The sequence below is a fragment of the Nocardia sp. NPDC058658 genome (assembly GCF_042716665.1).
In the GTDB taxonomy this organism is placed as follows: Bacteria; Actinomycetota; Actinomycetes; order Mycobacteriales; family Mycobacteriaceae; genus Nocardia.
Map to the genome: position 1 here is coordinate 1 of NZ_JBHXRR010000021.1, position 15,431 is coordinate 15,431.

General features: G+C 61.3%; 15 protein-coding genes. 8 read left to right on the forward strand and 7 right to left on the reverse strand.

Going from position 1 to position 15,431, the window contains the following annotated elements; genetic code table 11:
- Positions 1 to 68: 68 nt before the first annotated feature.
- The 5 genes from ACFWUP_RS24170 to ACFWUP_RS24190 are packed head-to-tail and all read right to left on the reverse strand — an operon-like array spanning position 69 to position 3,585.
- Complete coding sequence (locus ACFWUP_RS24170; RefSeq protein ID WP_379237926.1) at positions 69 to 590, reverse strand: hypothetical protein; 522 nt, start codon at positions 588 to 590, stop codon at positions 69 to 71.
- Positions 587 to 931: a type VII secretion target gene (locus ACFWUP_RS24175; RefSeq protein WP_379238109.1), complete on the reverse strand. Its 345-nt coding sequence runs from the start codon at positions 929 to 931 to the stop codon at positions 587 to 589. Before ACFWUP_RS24175 ends, ACFWUP_RS24170 begins: the two co-directional genes overlap by 4 nt.
- Before the next feature lie 8 nt (positions 932 to 939).
- A complete protein-coding gene (locus ACFWUP_RS24180) occupies positions 940 to 2,859 on the reverse strand; it encodes a hypothetical protein (RefSeq protein ID WP_379237928.1) in 1,920 nt (639 codons plus the stop codon).
- Between the two features lie 3 nt (positions 2,860 to 2,862).
- A complete protein-coding gene (locus ACFWUP_RS24185) occupies positions 2,863 to 3,201 on the reverse strand; it encodes a hypothetical protein (protein ID WP_379237930.1) in 339 nt (112 codons plus the stop codon).
- Positions 3,202 to 3,246: 45 nt separating this feature from the next.
- Positions 3,247 to 3,585, reverse strand: a complete 339-nt coding sequence (locus ACFWUP_RS24190; RefSeq protein WP_379237932.1) for a hypothetical protein — start codon at positions 3,583 to 3,585, stop codon at positions 3,247 to 3,249.
- A gap of 329 nt (positions 3,586 to 3,914) precedes the next feature.
- On the opposite strand from ACFWUP_RS24190, the gene ACFWUP_RS24195 reads away from it, so the two are divergent.
- The 8 genes from ACFWUP_RS24195 to ACFWUP_RS24230 all read left to right on the forward strand — a co-directional run bounded on the left by ACFWUP_RS24195 (position 3,915) and on the right by ACFWUP_RS24230 (position 13,848).
- Positions 3,915 to 4,448 carry a DUF3558 domain-containing protein gene (locus tag ACFWUP_RS24195; protein WP_379237934.1) on the forward strand — a complete coding sequence of 178 codons (534 nt, stop codon included), beginning with the start codon at positions 3,915 to 3,917 and terminating at the stop codon, positions 4,446 to 4,448.
- Between the two features lie 38 nt (positions 4,449 to 4,486).
- The gene (locus ACFWUP_RS24200; protein ID WP_379237936.1) at positions 4,487 to 4,930 is read left to right on the forward strand and encodes a hypothetical protein; all 444 of its coding nucleotides are present in this window, start codon (positions 4,487 to 4,489) and stop codon (positions 4,928 to 4,930) included.
- Complete coding sequence (locus ACFWUP_RS24205) at positions 4,927 to 6,072, forward strand: WXG100 family type VII secretion target (RefSeq protein WP_379237938.1); 1,146 nt, start codon at positions 4,927 to 4,929, stop codon at positions 6,070 to 6,072. Before ACFWUP_RS24200 ends, ACFWUP_RS24205 begins: the two co-directional genes overlap by 4 nt.
- Positions 6,073 to 6,085: 13 nt before the next feature.
- A complete protein-coding gene (locus ACFWUP_RS24210; RefSeq protein ID WP_379237940.1) occupies positions 6,086 to 6,868 on the forward strand; it encodes an ESX secretion-associated protein EspG in 783 nt (260 codons plus the stop codon).
- A 143-nt stretch (positions 6,869 to 7,011) separates the two neighbouring features.
- The gene (locus ACFWUP_RS24215) at positions 7,012 to 7,515 is read left to right on the forward strand and encodes a YbaB/EbfC family nucleoid-associated protein (RefSeq protein ID WP_379237942.1); all 504 of its coding nucleotides are present in this window, start codon (positions 7,012 to 7,014) and stop codon (positions 7,513 to 7,515) included.
- The gene (locus ACFWUP_RS24220) at positions 7,512 to 7,832 is read left to right on the forward strand and encodes a type VII secretion target (RefSeq protein WP_379237944.1); all 321 of its coding nucleotides are present in this window, start codon (positions 7,512 to 7,514) and stop codon (positions 7,830 to 7,832) included. Before ACFWUP_RS24215 ends, ACFWUP_RS24220 begins: the two co-directional genes overlap by 4 nt.
- The gene (locus tag ACFWUP_RS24225; protein WP_379237946.1) at positions 7,833 to 12,746 is read left to right on the forward strand and encodes a hypothetical protein; all 4,914 of its coding nucleotides are present in this window, start codon (positions 7,833 to 7,835) and stop codon (positions 12,744 to 12,746) included.
- A gap of 52 nt (positions 12,747 to 12,798) precedes the next feature.
- Entirely contained in the window at positions 12,799 to 13,848 is a 1,050-nt protein-coding gene (locus tag ACFWUP_RS24230) for a hypothetical protein (protein ID WP_379237948.1), read from the forward strand.
- A gap of 195 nt (positions 13,849 to 14,043) precedes the next feature.
- Here the strand turns inward: ACFWUP_RS24230 and ACFWUP_RS24235 are convergent, their stop codons facing one another.
- The gene (locus ACFWUP_RS24235; protein ID WP_379237949.1) at positions 14,044 to 14,535 is read right to left on the reverse strand and encodes a hypothetical protein; all 492 of its coding nucleotides are present in this window, start codon (positions 14,533 to 14,535) and stop codon (positions 14,044 to 14,046) included.
- Between the two features lie 17 nt (positions 14,536 to 14,552).
- Complete coding sequence (locus ACFWUP_RS24240) at positions 14,553 to 15,407, reverse strand: dienelactone hydrolase family protein (RefSeq protein WP_379237951.1); 855 nt, start codon at positions 15,405 to 15,407, stop codon at positions 14,553 to 14,555.
- Between the last annotated feature and the right edge of the window lie 24 nt (positions 15,408 to 15,431).

Genomic DNA, 15,431 nt, shown 5'->3' on the forward strand with positions numbered 1-15,431 from the left:
GAGAGATTCCTCGAAGGATCACACGGTGACCGCTCTGTCGTCGATGCGTCGAGCTCGATCACCGTGCGCTACACCACTATGCGGGACTCAACTGCAGCTTGAGTGAGAACCCATTTGATTACGAGATCGCCCAACTCCAATAATAGCGCTTGTATAGCCTGCGCGATGCCGAACGCTTCCCATGCGAACGATGCGATCGTATTGGAAATTAGCGACAACGGTTCGACCTGTCCGTCGATAGCCGCAGTCAGTTTCGAGAAATAGCTGTCAGCGCTAGTTGCCGCATTGCCACGCCACGATGAATCGATGTTCTTCATCGCCTCGTCTATTGCGTCGCTGTAGGCTGTATTGAAGCTGGCGAGATTTTCTACAGCCTTGGCTGCCTTGAGTAGTCCTTCCCAGTCGCCGCCGAGAGATTTCTGCGCCTCTTCGATCGGGTTCCACCCGGTCAAAGAGATTATTAGATTCAAGTAACTGGTTACGCTGTACGCATTTCCGAGCGCGAAATCGACCAGCTTCCCCCCTTGCTCCCACCAGACCTCTACTTCGGGGGTGACGAGGGTCGCTGTTGGATCTGTGGTCCCGGTCATTTTCCAACCTTGGTCGAGTAGGTCTTGTCCATCGCTTCGGCCCAGGCCAAGTCCTTGGTTCTGTACATTGCTGCGGCCTTCTCCAGTTCCGTGGCGGCTGCGCTCGTGATGGAGCCCATTCGTGTGTAGTTCGTGGACAGCTCGCTGCAAGCCGAAATCAATTCATCCATAACGGGTTTCAGGGCGAGGCCGGCGTTTCCTTCCAGGTCGAGGTTATTCTTGGCGTAATCGACGGCCTTTGCACTGCCGACGGCGAGTGTTTCGAGCTGGTCCGATGTCTTGTCCAAGTCATCGGGTACAACCTTGAATTCGTAGGTCGTAATCGAACCTTTTCTTCTGATCGAAGGAGCTACAGGGGACCTGCTTCTGCCAGTTGGGCGCCTGAACTATCTGGGGGCAGCGGCTGGCCGCTCTCGGGGATTGATGACCGATGTTCGTTGTCGATCTCGTCTTCCGCTGTCCAGGACGGAGCGCCGGCGTAACTGCCCGGGTTGTGTTCGGCTTCTTGACCTTTGGCGTTGAGTGAGCCGGTGGGGTTGGGCGTTGCGCTCGATGACGTGCCGCCGTCTTCGAGGCCTGTAGGGCCTTGGCCCGAGTTCGTCGATGGCTCACCGATGGTGGGGGAGTCTGTTGAAGTGTTGTCGGTTACTACCGGGATGCCGCTTTCGTTCAGCGTGAGGCCGTACTCGTGGGCTGTGCCCGCGGAGTCTGTTGTCGTGAGCTTGAGCTGACCGTCTTCACCCGTTGCCAAGCTGAGAGTGGTTCCGGCGATGTTGAATTCGGTGGAATTGCTCCCGTTGAACAAGCTGCTCAGCTGCTCGATGCCACTGGTGATCGATGTTCCCAGCGTGCTGAGGCCGGTGCCGATCGACTCGGCGATCGATTCGCCCGATGCTGTTGATCCCGAGGTGAGGCTCGACAGTTCGCTGACCACCGAGCTCAGTGTTGACAGTCCGCTCGACACTGTGGACAACAAGCTGCTGAGGTCCGTGGATGAGTCATCATCATCATCGTCGGTGGTTGTCGGAGTTTTCGTGGTGGGAGTTGCCGCCGGATTCGTGGCCGTGTCGTCGGTGGGGGTATCGGTTGTGGGGGTTCCCGTCGATGGGGTTCCCGTCGACGGGGTGCCGGTGGAGGGGGTTTCCGGCGTCTTCGCCCCTGGCTGACCAGTGGATTCAGGAGCTGGGGGTGCAGACAGGCGCTCGACATTGTTCAGTGCATCAGTGACGACTTTCAAATATGCCTTGACGGCCGCATCGGTCTCGGTGCAGAGATTTGTGTACGCTCTGAAATATCCCTCCGCGCTCTCGCGAAATTGCTTGCGCCATTGATCGCATAGTTGCGTGGCTTGGTAGTCGAAAATTTCCCAGCCTACGTCGTTGCCGTCGCTATAGTGTGGCTTCTTGCCGGGAGCGAAGTGCTGCAGTCCGCCGCGGTCTGGGCCGAATACTCCGTTGTCGGCCAATACTTGTATCCGGGCGCGAACGGTATCGCCAACACCGCGCCGTGCTGCGTAGTTGATGATCATCGAAACGTCATCATTGCCTGCCGCTGCATCGTCGTCATCGCGGAGGTTGATGCCGTTTCCGCCACTGTCGCCGTTTGTCATTTCGACGCCGTTTATCTTGGTGACGCCGGATAGTTCCGCAAAGGCGTTGGCCTTCCGCTGAATGCAACTCTTGATCCCATCAACAGCGGCGTTGATAACCCCGGGTAGTTGGCTGATCTCGCTCGCTGCCTCGTCGGACCATGTGTTGAGTTTGCTCAACCTGTCCTTTGCTGCTGCCCCGCTGGTGCCTTGCCAGGAACCCTCGAGAACGCGGACTACCTGCTCTTGATCGGTCTGCGCGGTCTCAATTTTCGGCATTGCGGCAGATATTCGCTGAGCGGCACCAACCAAGTTGTTTAGCTGCATATACTCTTGCTGGTAATAGGGTTTGTTGATCGCGCGTTCTGCTTCGATTGAGATTCCGGTCGCGTTTGTTTCTCCGCCTTGGCCGGAGAAGGCGTATCGTGCTGCTACGAGATAGAACCAGCGCAACCTGGCGGTACTGAACCCGGCGTAGCCGCCACTCAGGATTTTGTACGCATCGTATTCGGGGTTGTAGGCGCCGGAATCGCTGGACAGTGACTCATTTACCCGGACGTCACCAGCGCTATGTTTTCCGTATCCTGCCCATACCGCAGATCGGTCTTCGCCGGTGCCATTAACGGTAACCCACGATCCGGGGTTACCGTTACCGAGTCCAATCTTGGAGTTGTCCCCCATCGCCTATTTCCCCCCCGTGATGAGGTTGCCGGTGTTATCGACCGATACTTTGCCGATCGCGTCGGAAAACTGGGTATCGGTGTACTGCAAGCTGTTGGCGCTGTTCGTGAGCGCATCGCCGAACGCTGTGCAAGCCTGCGACCAGTTCTTGACAGCGGCTATCGTTTTCTCGAAGCCAGTAACAATTGCCTGTGCTTCTGCCGCGTATTCTTCTCCCAAATCGCCCGCTGCGAACATGTTTCCCCATGACCCGGCGACGGCAGTCAGTTCCTGCGCAGTGGCCTGAAGCTTCCCCCCCTGCGCTCGTACGGTATCCGAATCCATGCTCAGAAAGTCACTCATCGACCATTCCCCTTAAAAAGGTATCGGCAACGCCTTTGTGTTTATTCACACCAGCCATGAGTCGCGCCCGTATCCCTGCGAACGAGCTTCGTCCAGATCCGTCCAGTCGGTCGGCTGCACGTAGCCTTCCCGTGGACGTTCGGCCGCGGCCGCTTCCTGTCGCAACCGGTATTCGCGCATGAGTCGATCCTGTTCCTCGCGTGCCTCGCGAGCGGCCCGTTCCCCGGGCGTCTCGGGGCCGAACCCCATCGCGGCGACACGCTCCCCGATCTGCTGTATCGCTCGATCAGCTTCGCGCTGGACCTGTTCGACGCGGTCTTGGGTCTGTCGGGCAGCATCGATATGTTCGTTGGTGATGCTGTCGATTCTGGCGAGCCAGTTCACCGCATCCCCCTCTCAGTTCGGTGTCCTCTTCTACCTTGGACGCGCCGGGGGTGCGTTCGGTTCCACTCAATTTTCACCGACCGACTGCGGTGTGCACTACCCCGCGAGACCTCCCAGCTCCGACGTGACATTACTGGACTGTCCGGCTAGGGATGAGGGCTGTCGCGGACGCATGGCTGGCGAATATGGCTGTGTCCCTGGACCTTCAGGTCTGCACTGGGGAGGGATCAACGACAGCCGCGCACGATGGGGCGCTAGTGATATTGTGGGCGCCAGTCTAGGCCCGGCAGGGCGTTGGGGTGGGTATGCGAGCGCTATCGAGTGTTGTCGTGCTGGTCGGAGCCTTGGCGCTGGCCGGGTGCGGGTCATCTGGCGGTCCGGTGGTCGGGAGCCCGACGAGTACGGCAGCGTCGGACGGGATCGCTGAGAATGTGCCGACGGGGATTGATCCGTGCAACATTCCGCAAGATGTGTTGACGTCGATCACTCCTGGGTTGCGCAAGGGGACGACCGATGACAACACCTCGCGTGGCAAGATCAAGTGGCAGGGTTGTCGATACATCGTGTCGGATGGCTACACCACGACCATGAGCCTCACCAACCTCACTCTGGACATGTTGCGGGAAAAGAACTTTCCGGGTCGCGAAGACGTCGTGGACGGGCGCACCGTTTTGACGACGCACCAATCTTCCGACCGAACCGGCGTCGAGAGCTGCACGCTAAACGTCCAGATGCAAGCGGGCAGTCTTGAGTTCTTGGTATCTAATCCCAGCTCGCGGCCAGTAACCGGCCATCTCAACGCGTGTGAGATCGGAATGTCAGTGGCGCAGAAAGTCATTCCGTTGATCGCGTCCGGATCATAGGCGTTGCATGTTTCGTCGAACAGGAGGGGGAAGAGGTTATGGCAGGTGAGCGGCCAATGCAGGGGCTGATTGACGCGGCCAAGGAGGGGCAGTTGTCGGTTTCATTCAGTGACGACTTGTATGTAAATGTCGAGGAGTTTGTATACATCGAGCGTGATTGTCAGGCTATGAAGGATCAGATCCAGGAGTATCAAGGCATCGCAGAATCTATCGCCAACCGTGAGGTATGGGGCTTGGGCGATCTCAGTGACTGGCTCAAGTCTGGCCCTATCCTGGTTGGGCGGTTCCGCGCGAAGGCGAAGGGCGACGGGGGTGGAAACGACGTGCACTCCACCTTGCAGAAGCACTGGGACATCATCGACGGTATTCAGCAATTACATCGCGAGATTGCCAGCAGGTATCAGCAGTCCGACTCGGAATTCGCCGCGAAGTACACAGAATTGATGAACACAGTGCCGCATGGATTCCAGGGGCGGAAATGAGTGGGTTGGAATTCGAGATTTCGGCGATCGCTCAGAGATGCGCGACCGATAATATGTCGAACGTTTCGCACATAGTCCTGAAAAATACCTTTGATCCACTGGTGACCGACCCGGCGACCGAGGCTAAAGCCGATTATGCGAAGATTGCCGCCGGGTGGCAACGGGACGTCGAGACCTTCGCTGCCCGGATAAATCGCTCCAGTGCGTCTGCGTGGAGCGGAACCGCGGCTACGGCTGCGAGGCAAGCGATTTCGGACTATGCTACCGACGCCCAGAATCTCACCCCGGCATTGAACGCGTTGAGCACGCGGGTTGGCGAGGCGGTTGACGCGGTGCAAAAGACAAAAACCGAGATGCCTAAGTATACCGAAGACCCACAGAGTTGGTTCGACTGGCTCGACGGCGATCCTGATAAAGACGCTGAAGCGGCGGCCCAAAAGGTGGCACAGAATCAGTATGTCACACCGATTACCAATACCGCTGCGGCGATTCCGGTGCTGCCGCAGCCAAAGGATCCGGTGTCGTCCAAGGACCTGCCTCAAGGTGACGGCGGCAATGGCGGCAGCAATGGTGGTGGGGGTGGTACCGGCAACCCGGCCACCACACCGCAGTCGACTACCGATAACCCCACGACCGAAGATCCCACAACTGAGGATCCGCAATTGTCCACTGATGAGGACGATACGACCGAGGATGAGGATTCGTCGACGCCGGAATCCACCACACCACAGTCGACGACCCCTGAATCGACAACACCGCAGTCCGCTGGCCCATCATCCGGTCAGCCAGGTTCTGGCTCTCCGACCGGCGGAAGTCCAGCCGGGTCCGGGGGGAGCCCTGGTGGTAGTGGTGTGGGCGCTGGCGTTGGGGTCGGTGCAGGTGGGTCTCCAGGTAAGGCAGTGCCCGGTACACCGGCTGGGGTTCGAGCTGGCACCGGTGTGGCTGCATCGGCGGGTTCCACTGCGGCAGGGCGCAACGGTATGCCCGGTATGGGCGGGATGGGCGCCGGTGGTGGTCGTGGTGGTAACGGCAGCGAGGACGACGAGCACACCACGCCGGACTACTTGGTGTACGACAGAGAGTCGGAACTGCTCGGTACCCAGCCGCCCGCGCTGCCGCCGGGTGGAGTAATCGGGGCATGAGGGAGATAAAGCCATGACCTGGAATTGGGAACCGGACACATTCGCCACCCATTGGTTCAACGAAGCCAACGACCAGATGCCCGCGCCTTTGCGCTATCGCAGTCGATTCCCCACCCTCGAGGAACTCGATGCGCACCAGGCAGCGGTGCGAGCGAGCTGTGGTACGGATGAAAGGCAGCGTATCGACCTACTGATGCACACTGTGTCCCGCTGCGACATGCGAGTGGAAATCATCGGCAGCACAGTCCGCCATCATCAGGGCGACGGCACAACGCACAAGCAGTACCGCATCGTTGGTGCTCATACGAACCACTACGCGGCTGTCCTCTTCCAAACCGCGATGAACGGCGAGTTCGGCAGTATCCGTGCCGATTTGCTCAGCCCGGAGAACCTCCCGGCAGCGATCGTCGCGGCGATCCCGCCCTGTACCCCGGGCACGGCGTCGCCGGAGACTTTCCACCTCGATGATGTCAAGCCGCCTACGGCCCAACCGGCAAGCTACTTCGCGGACGACCATCGCGGCACCGAGCACAGTCGTTTTCGGCGCGTCATGGATCGCCCCACAGACGGTGGCGGTCATGCCGTGCTTCGGCTCGGCGATTACCACGCACGTCCGGAGCGGCATCGCTTCATCCAGTGGCGCGACATTACCGGTGATGGACGCTATGTCGAACAGCGCAACAGCACACATCTTGACATCCGACCTGCAACGCCCGGAAAACTCACAGCGATCTTCACCTCCTGGATTGATTCCGCGGTTGCAAGGCTTCGCCAAGACGAGCGGCAGTACCGGTAGGAGTAGTCCGGACGGACAACGACGTTGATCGGAACACAGATTCGACGTTCTGCAGTGACATGAGATTCCGCTCACATGATGCAACCATCGGAGGGTCTCGTGCGTCCAACCAAGTGACATGCTATCTATCGGATCGAGGGTTCATGGACGACTGGTCGGCGCCCACCCGGGCTGAGAACAACGCGTTGCGTGCGCAGATCGATTCGATGCTCGATACCTTCAACGCCGAGAAATCAGCGTTGCTCGACGCGCAATCCCAGGCGACGGCGCTGGTGAGTGTGTGGTCCGCAGATGGGTTGGTGCGGGTGTCGGGCACGATCGCGGGTGTGTCGGAAGTCCATATCACCGCCGATGCCTTCAAACGGACGACCCCGGAATCGTTGGGGGCCTCGGTCACCGAAGCGATCGCGGAACTGTCGCGGCAAACCTCGCAGATCCAACAGCAAGCGGTAGGCCCGTTGTCGGCGTCGATGCCGGACCTGTCCGACTTGATCCCTGGTGCTCCGAGTATGAAAGACATGATCGCCCAGTTGACTCCGCCGCCTCCGCCGTTGCCGGAACCGGTCGTGGATGCTGCACCCAGTCTCGTCGATGACTCCGACGACGAAGAAGGCGACTACTTCCGTAACCGAAGCTATCTGCGATGAGTTCGGTCAACGTCGATCCCGAAGCGCTGCGTAACACCCAACCAGGGTTCGTCGCGGTCGCGTCCACGATCACCACCGCCGCGCAGGCCTTGGCTGCGGTCATCGCGGCGGAGGGGGAGTGTTGGGGTGGTGACGAGGTCGGTGCCGCGTTCGCCAAGAATTACACCCCCGGTGTAGATCCCGGCCAGAAAGCGGTGACTGGGTTGGCGTCGGTGATGACCCAGTTGGGGCAGAACATGGTCACCGTCGCTGACACGTTCCAGAACCAGGACACCTCCCAGGCCGGCGCTCTCGGTCAGGCAGCGGGTTCGTTGTAGATGGGTATCGAGATCCCCGACGAGCTGCAATGGGTCGCGAAATACATTCTCGGAGCCGGTGATTGGCCCGATGGTGACGAAACCGCGATGCGGCGGGTTGCTGATGGGTGGACCGCGATGGCCAACACCCTCAACACTGTCGATGACGACGCCGTCAAAGTGTTGAACGTGGTGTTGTCGGCGATCTCCGAAGGTGAAACTCACATCTCGATCGCGACGATCCGCGACAAACTATTGGCCGGGGATCAGGCTACTTTCGCCGCGGTCCGTAAGTGGTGTGAATCTCAAGCCGAGTTGCTCGAAGACGGTGCCAACGATATCGAGCACACCAAGATGGTGATCATCGGCACGATGATCGTGACCGCGGTCGAGATCCTCGCGACCGCGTGGACCGGTGTCGGGTTGATCGCGTCGGCGGCCGCGCGGATCGCGGGCCAGATCGCGGTTAGGCTCGCGATCAGACAGCTCATCGCTCGGATGCTCACTCGTGCCGCGGCGAAAGCTGCGGGTCGGATGGCGTTGTGGGGTGCGGTGTTCGAGGCAGCCGAAGAAGGCGGTGTCGATCTGGCTGCCCGGCTGATCCAGGTCTCCAACGGTGACCGCAGTACCGGCAAGTTCGGGTTGGCCGATCTGGGATTGGCGACTTTGGGTGGTGCTGTCGGTGGCGCGGTCGGTGGTGTTCTCGGTGGGGGGACCGGTGCGCTCGGTGATGCTGCGTCGTCGGTGGTCGGTAAGGCCGCGACCAAGGTCGTCGGTGGCACTGTCACCGAATTGGGTGCTGATGTGTCGGCCCAGGTCGCTGCTGCTGGTGTGGGTGCGGCGTTCATGGACCGGGAATTCCAGCTCGATATCGGGGTCGATACCTTTACCAGTGCTGGGGCGGGTGGGGTGCAGAGCGCGATCGATTCCAGTGGTAGTGGTGGGAATGCCGCGGCCCCAACAGTTCCCGAGCTCGGTACTGAAACCCCGGGTGCGACAGCTCCTGCGGGGACCGGCGCACCGGCAGAGGGTGGGGATCAGTCACCAGCTGGCAACGGCAGCCCTGCTGGTGGTCCTCCGACCACCCCGGCAGGAACCGATATCGGCAGCCCGACCGACACTGGCGCCCCGACTACTCCTGCCGCAACGGACCCCGGCTCGCCGACTGCTCCCGCTTCTACTGGTGAACCGAGCGCGGACGGTGCTGCGACCTCACCCCAGAACAGTGCACCCGACACCCCTGCGCAAGGTGTGCCCACCACTGCTGATCCAAATAGCAATGGCGCGAACGGAACTCCGCCAACCAGCGACTCAGCTCCGCCGAATACGGACGGCGGTGCCGGAGCCACGCCTGACGGCGGCGACACTCCCGCACCATCGTCGGCTCCGAACGGTGCTGAGTCCCAGCCCGTCGACTCTTCGCCATCGACCCCGAACACCAGCGGGCCCACCGCAACTCCACCGGCCGTTGAATCCGCACCGTCGACCCCGAATACCGACGGCCCCACCGCAACTCCGGTCCAGGGCGATACCCCGATTTCGTCCACCAACGGCACCGATACATCGCCACCACCTAGCAGCCCTTCTACCAATCCGGCCACCGATAGCCCCAGCAACCCGCCCACCAGCGCCTCAGTATCCTCGCCCAGTTCCCTGAGCAACGCGGGCTCGCCACTGGATCTCCCCTCGCAAGAACCCCCACCCCAGTCGAGCACTCAGTCCGATAACACGCCGGCGAACACCCCAACCGGACAACAGAATCCGACGCCCGCGACACCGATTGCCACCGAACAACCGGGCATCACCTCGCCGAACCCCCAGGCGGCAACACCGCCCCCGACGACGCCCACCGCACCGGAATCGACGCCTCAGCAACCAGCCACGTCGATTCCCGCTGCCACCAACCCGACGCCCTCCACCGCGTCACCACCGCCGACACCCACGAACAACCCCGACGCCAGCCGCCCTACCCCCACGGACACCTCGGCTGCCGCCGCTTCCACGACAACATCCCCGCCCGCTCAGTCCGGAAGTCCGTCGCTCGCCACAGCTCCCACTTCCATGGCATCACCCCCGACCACGCCTACGTCAGCGCCGACACCGCCGATCGCTCATGTTCCAACCTCGACCGCAACATCGCCCAGAGCGAACACACCCCCATCGAACTCGCCGGCCTCAGCAGGCTCGGCACCGACAGCCGCTCAGCTCCCGATTATCCAGCCTCCATCGTCTCCGCCGACCAACCGATCTCATGCCTCGACGACGACCACCCCACCGCAGTCGAGGCCGAACACCACTGCACCCTTATCCCCGACGTCACCGCCAGGCAGTCCTGCCGGGCCAACGGACTATGCCGAGACAGGTGGCGCACGCCGACCCCGCAACATCTACGACGAGACCGCGCAAGTGGCGTGGGCCGAGGGCGCGTACGACCACTTCCGAGGCACCGACAACGACCTGAATCGTATGGTCGCCGAACTCGCGGAGGTAGAACGCCCGGATGGCACCAGCGGGTTCACTCGTGCTGAGATCGAACAGGTAAAGAACCACCTTTTTCGGGAAGAGCACCCGCTCACGGTCCGTGACGATGATGGCAAGCCGATTGGTTTCGAAAATCGCCGCTACGACGCCGACGCCGATATCGCGGAGGCTTGGATTCGGATGTCGCTGGGGAGACCGACTCCTGCCGATATTGTGCTGCTCGAGCACGAGCTGGCAGAGGCGCGGTACTATGCCGAACATCCGGGTTCCTCGTATCAGGACGCCCATCGGTTCGCTAACGAGAGCTTCAACTGGCAAGCTTTGCGACCACCGCGAACGGGCGAGAACATCGATGAATGGAGGTCCGCTCTTGGCGATCTATCTGGTCTTTCAGAAGAAGTCGGAGACGGAAACGGAAGTGACCTACCGGTTCGGGGGGGCGGAGGATCAACTCGACCGGGAACTGACGATCAACAAGGCGGACTACTCAGTGACAGTAGCGGACGGCCAGGAGGACATGCTCGCGGTGAAAACAGCGGGCCGCGCGATGAGCAGACACCGCCAGGACGGAATCTGGATACAGGCGGGCGACATCCAAGCGTAGGCGGCTCGTCGCCCCAAACCGGCGGTCGAAATGACGATGACGACCGATCGGCTGAAGCGACACGGCAGTCACCGAGCACCGCGCAACACAACCCGTCTGAAACTGCTGCACAACCAACGCCGCAATTGCCTGCTGCCGCAGCGGCTTCAGCGTCGATCCCGACCGGTACTCAAAGCCAACCGCTGAGCCCAAGCACTGAATCCACGCCGCTGCCACCGAACCAGCACGGCAGCGTGACGGCACAACCTGCACCTTCAGTTTCCTCACCGACCCCGCAGCAGGTGGACAACGCAAATCAAGCGCGTGCGGCCCGCGATAATTTGCGATCGCAGCGGCCAGACGGTGGCGTCGTTCCAGTTACCGCGCCCGGAGGGGGTCGTCGTTTCACCGTTGCCAGGTTCACCGCAGCATTCAATGCACCGGTATCGATGCTTCGCGTCGGGGTTGGTATATCCGGCGCAGGCCACCTCGATCCAGCCCTCGTCCACGCGCTGATCGAACGAGCCCAACTCGCGGTAGATCTTCACTTCAATCACGGCAGCAGGCTCCCGTCCGGCGATTGGATGATGGTTGACCTCGTCCCGGTCAGCGCCCCAGGCGCAGCCGATATGACCATCGACCTCGACCCGGCAAATCCGCACAGCACACCGACCGACGCCGACCTCGACAACCTCCTCGCGATGTTGCGAGACCAGCTCGGTTTGGATCCGGCAACAGAGAGTGAACTGTCGCCCAGTGACGTCCAACGGATCAGCGACGAAATCGACCAGGCCACACCCGCCTCGGTGCCTACTTCCCCACGAACAACTCCCGGTTCGGTCACCACCGATTCGTCTCTGGACCTCCCCACCCAGCCTGCCAGTCCCGCGATTCGTCCCGATGCAACAGGGGGCCTGCCCAATGCTGCGGTGTCGCCGCCGAGCTCCCCCCGGACGGAATCGCCGAATCAGCCTCGACCCCAGCATGTTCCGGCGGGACCGGACGTCCGCGGTCAAATCCCTCCTCGTTCACCGGATCATCGCGCGCCTGAATCGGCCCCGCCGCCGACGAACCCGCCCGGTTCGAATTCGCCGACAGGGGCCGCCAATCGCCCCTTTGGTAACCATCCTGATTTCACCCCCGAGACTCCCCAGTGGCACCAATCGTGGGCATCGCCGAACCCTGAACAGCGCTCGACCGGATCCATTCGGCGAATGGTTCGAAAGCTCTTCGGGGTGCGGCCGAGTCGAAACATCCCATCGACACCACCACGTACCCCGCCGAATCAGCGGCCCCAGGCGGCTGCGCCGAGACGTCCTTCTCCCACGAGCATTCCTCAACGATCGACGGCACCGCAATATTTCACGGATCTTCCATACAGCGTCGGCCCGCCGTTTACGACACAGGAAATGAATTCCACGTACCGGGGCGAGCATGAGGTCGGGAATTCCGTCTGGCCACCCGGAAGATGGGTTGCGTATCTGGACGAAATCGTGCGTCAGCAAACCAGGCTCTATATCGTAGACGGACTGATCTACGATGCGACCGGGACATTATTCGATACAAGTGCCGGCGTCACCGCCCACGGCGGTGCGGGTCGGGCAATATTCGTCATGGACGAGCACGGCAATCTCTACGCATCCAACTATCATGAGCCCGGACTCTTCCATCATTCCAGCTTCCTGGCCGGCGGAAATGTTGCCGCCGCAGGAGAGTTGGTCGTAATCGATGGTGAACTCCAGATGGTGACTGACTCGAGCGGGCATTACCGACCCTCTCGCGGACATACGATGCAAGCAATAGATCTGCTCAGAAACATGGGCATCCCGATTGATCCAGGACAAGTCCGTTTCGAGGCGCCACCACAATGAAGGGAGCGACGTGAGCCACTGGCAGGGTGTCGTAAATTCGATACTGTACTCAGTGCAGTTCGAGAACGAGTTAGACGACAGTGTTGTAGACAGAATTGCGCACGGTCTGGTAACGAAGCCTATCTCCTCATTGACTCAGGATGAGGAGTATCAGATACTATCGAATGGTCTAGCGGCCGATTCCCCCATCCCGGCTACTGTCCCAATGCGGCAGGGTCCGGCGGAGTTGCGGGAGTTTGTAAGTCGTGTCGTGGCACGCATGGACCGTATGCGCCCATGGCCCGTTTTGCCCTATCATCGGCTGCCCGAAGACAGCATATCGGCATTCAAGAATGCCATACCCGTCGCACGCATTTCGTTGAGCGTCAACGATATCGAGACGAGAATCTCTCGCGGATTCTATTGGGGGACCGAATTTGGCACCTATCTTCCGCTGAGGATGGCTTCCGGGAGAGTTCTTGGCATGTTCACGCCGTTCTGGGACGAAAGTGACGACATTGTTCTCGTCGACGCAACACACGAATCCGACCCGAGTGGGGCGATCGACGAGTTGCTGTCGGTGACGCGAATAGACCCAGGCGTTGTGACCCGATTGACAAGCGAGGACCTCGAGACCTTTACGGAGGAGTACGCAACGACGCCGATTCAACCGGATTTTCGCGGTGAGAACATGCCCGGGAATGCCGTATGGGATGGGAAGGCTGTTAGATACTTGACCGAAGTCGAACGGGAGCAGTTCCGGCTCGTAGTGCGCGACGGACGGCTGTATGACAGCAAAGGGAACCTGTTCGATACCGCATCGGCCCGCACCCTGTGGACGCCGAACGGAGGCCGAGCAATCTTCGCGATGGACAAAGATGGAAATCTCTACTCGGCACCATTCCACATACTCGGCGAATTCCACCATTCCAGCTTCTTGGCAGGTGAGCCAGTCGCCGGCGCGGGGGAAATCGCAGCAAGCCAGGGAAAGGTCCTCATGATCAGTGATCAAAGCACCCACTACCGACCTGCCCAAAGATTCACCCGACAAGTGCTGGACAGCCTGCGCCGTCAGGGCTTAGAGATCAGCGATCAACTAGTTGAGTATCACTCTGCAGTGTGACTCCGACAAGATCACCCAGACTCGATCAGGCGGCAACGCGGCTGGATCACCCGATGGAAGTCCGTGGGGGTCGCCACCTTCGATCCAAACGCGCCCGCTGGCCAGGTTGGCTCGAAGGCTGTCCGACTGACCGCGTGGCCCGCGCTGATTCGGGTAGTCGCGGCTTCTATGGCGGCTGATCGAGTGCCGCCCGGTTCAGATCGAGGGTGAGTCTTTGGTGTTTCCTGTGCGGGTTTTGAGACATTCCCTGATTCGTCCCAGGCATTGAGGGGCGACGATGCTGAGCACGAGGAGGGTGAACGGGAAGCCGAAGAGGGCGGTGGGGATCAGGTACAGCAGGTCGGCTGCGGCCGACAGGGGGCTGTGGAAGGCGTAGGAGTTCTTGCCGATGGCGATCAATCGTGGTCGGGCCGTTACTGTTTCGCCGGTCTGCACGCCGTACAGCAGAATTGTGCTGTTGTCGGAGATGGCCCGGCCCTCGCCTGGATCGCTTCGTCCGGCGCTGAAACCCGAAGATCCCTTGGTGACGACGACCTGTTCGGGTGTTCCATAGCCGAGCCAGTAGGCGGCGACGTTGATCGGTTGGCTGGCGAAGAACAGTGTCGCCGAACCGAGGCAGAGTCCGAAGGCGGCAACCAGTATGTAGACCAGGAATACTGTCCGCTTCGGCGCATCCTGTTGCTGCACTGGCTGATTCGGTGAACTCAGCCGCGGATGAGTTTGGCGACTGTGCCGATGGACAGCTTCGGCGCTTCGACTTCGACCTCGGCGTGCGGGTCGACCACCTTGGTGTGCGGGATATCGGCTTCCGGGTCGGCGAAGGCCGCGTACTTCTTGTCGGCGAGGAGCGTGGCGAGGAGGTAGCCGGTGGCCAGGGCTCGGGTGGTTTTGTCGGTTTTGTGGTTGTAGCGGCCCGCGCCGAGGGCGGCGAAGAGGCGGCGGCCTTCGATGATGTCGGTGGGGGAGGCGCCGTCGATGGTGCGCAGGGTCGAGGGGCCCGACCAGGCGGCGGCGAGGGGGCGGGCGTTGGAGCTGACCGAGTCGAGGTCGTCGCCGGTGAGGATGAGGCCGGGCGTGTCGAGTTCGGGGGCGATGTTCTCCGCGGCGGGGGAGGTGGGGGCGGGGAAGAGGGCGACGACGGCGGCTACGCGGCGTTGAGCTGCGGCGATCACGGCGGCGCCGGCGCCCATGCCGTGGCCGGCCAGGGCGAGGCGGTCGGGGCGGACGCTGATGGTGCCGTCGCCGAGGCGGACTTTGCTGACGATGTCGAGCGTGGTGAGCAAGTCGGTGCCGAGGTCGAGGTGTGACGGGATCGGGCCGCGTTCGGTGTCGGGCGCGGCGACCACGAAACCCCACGACGCGATGTGTTCGAGGAGGCCTTTGTAGTTCTCGGCGCTGGTCAGCCAGCCGTGCGCGAACGCGACAGCGGGCAGGTTCAGCCCGGACTCGGGCGTGTACACCACACCCGGTTGTCCCGCGATCCCTAGATTCCCGCGCAACACCCGGTGGGGGCCGCGAACGGACAGCGCGCTCAGGAGCGATTTCACAGTGGCCGACACGGCCAGAAGACTAGCCGATCAGTA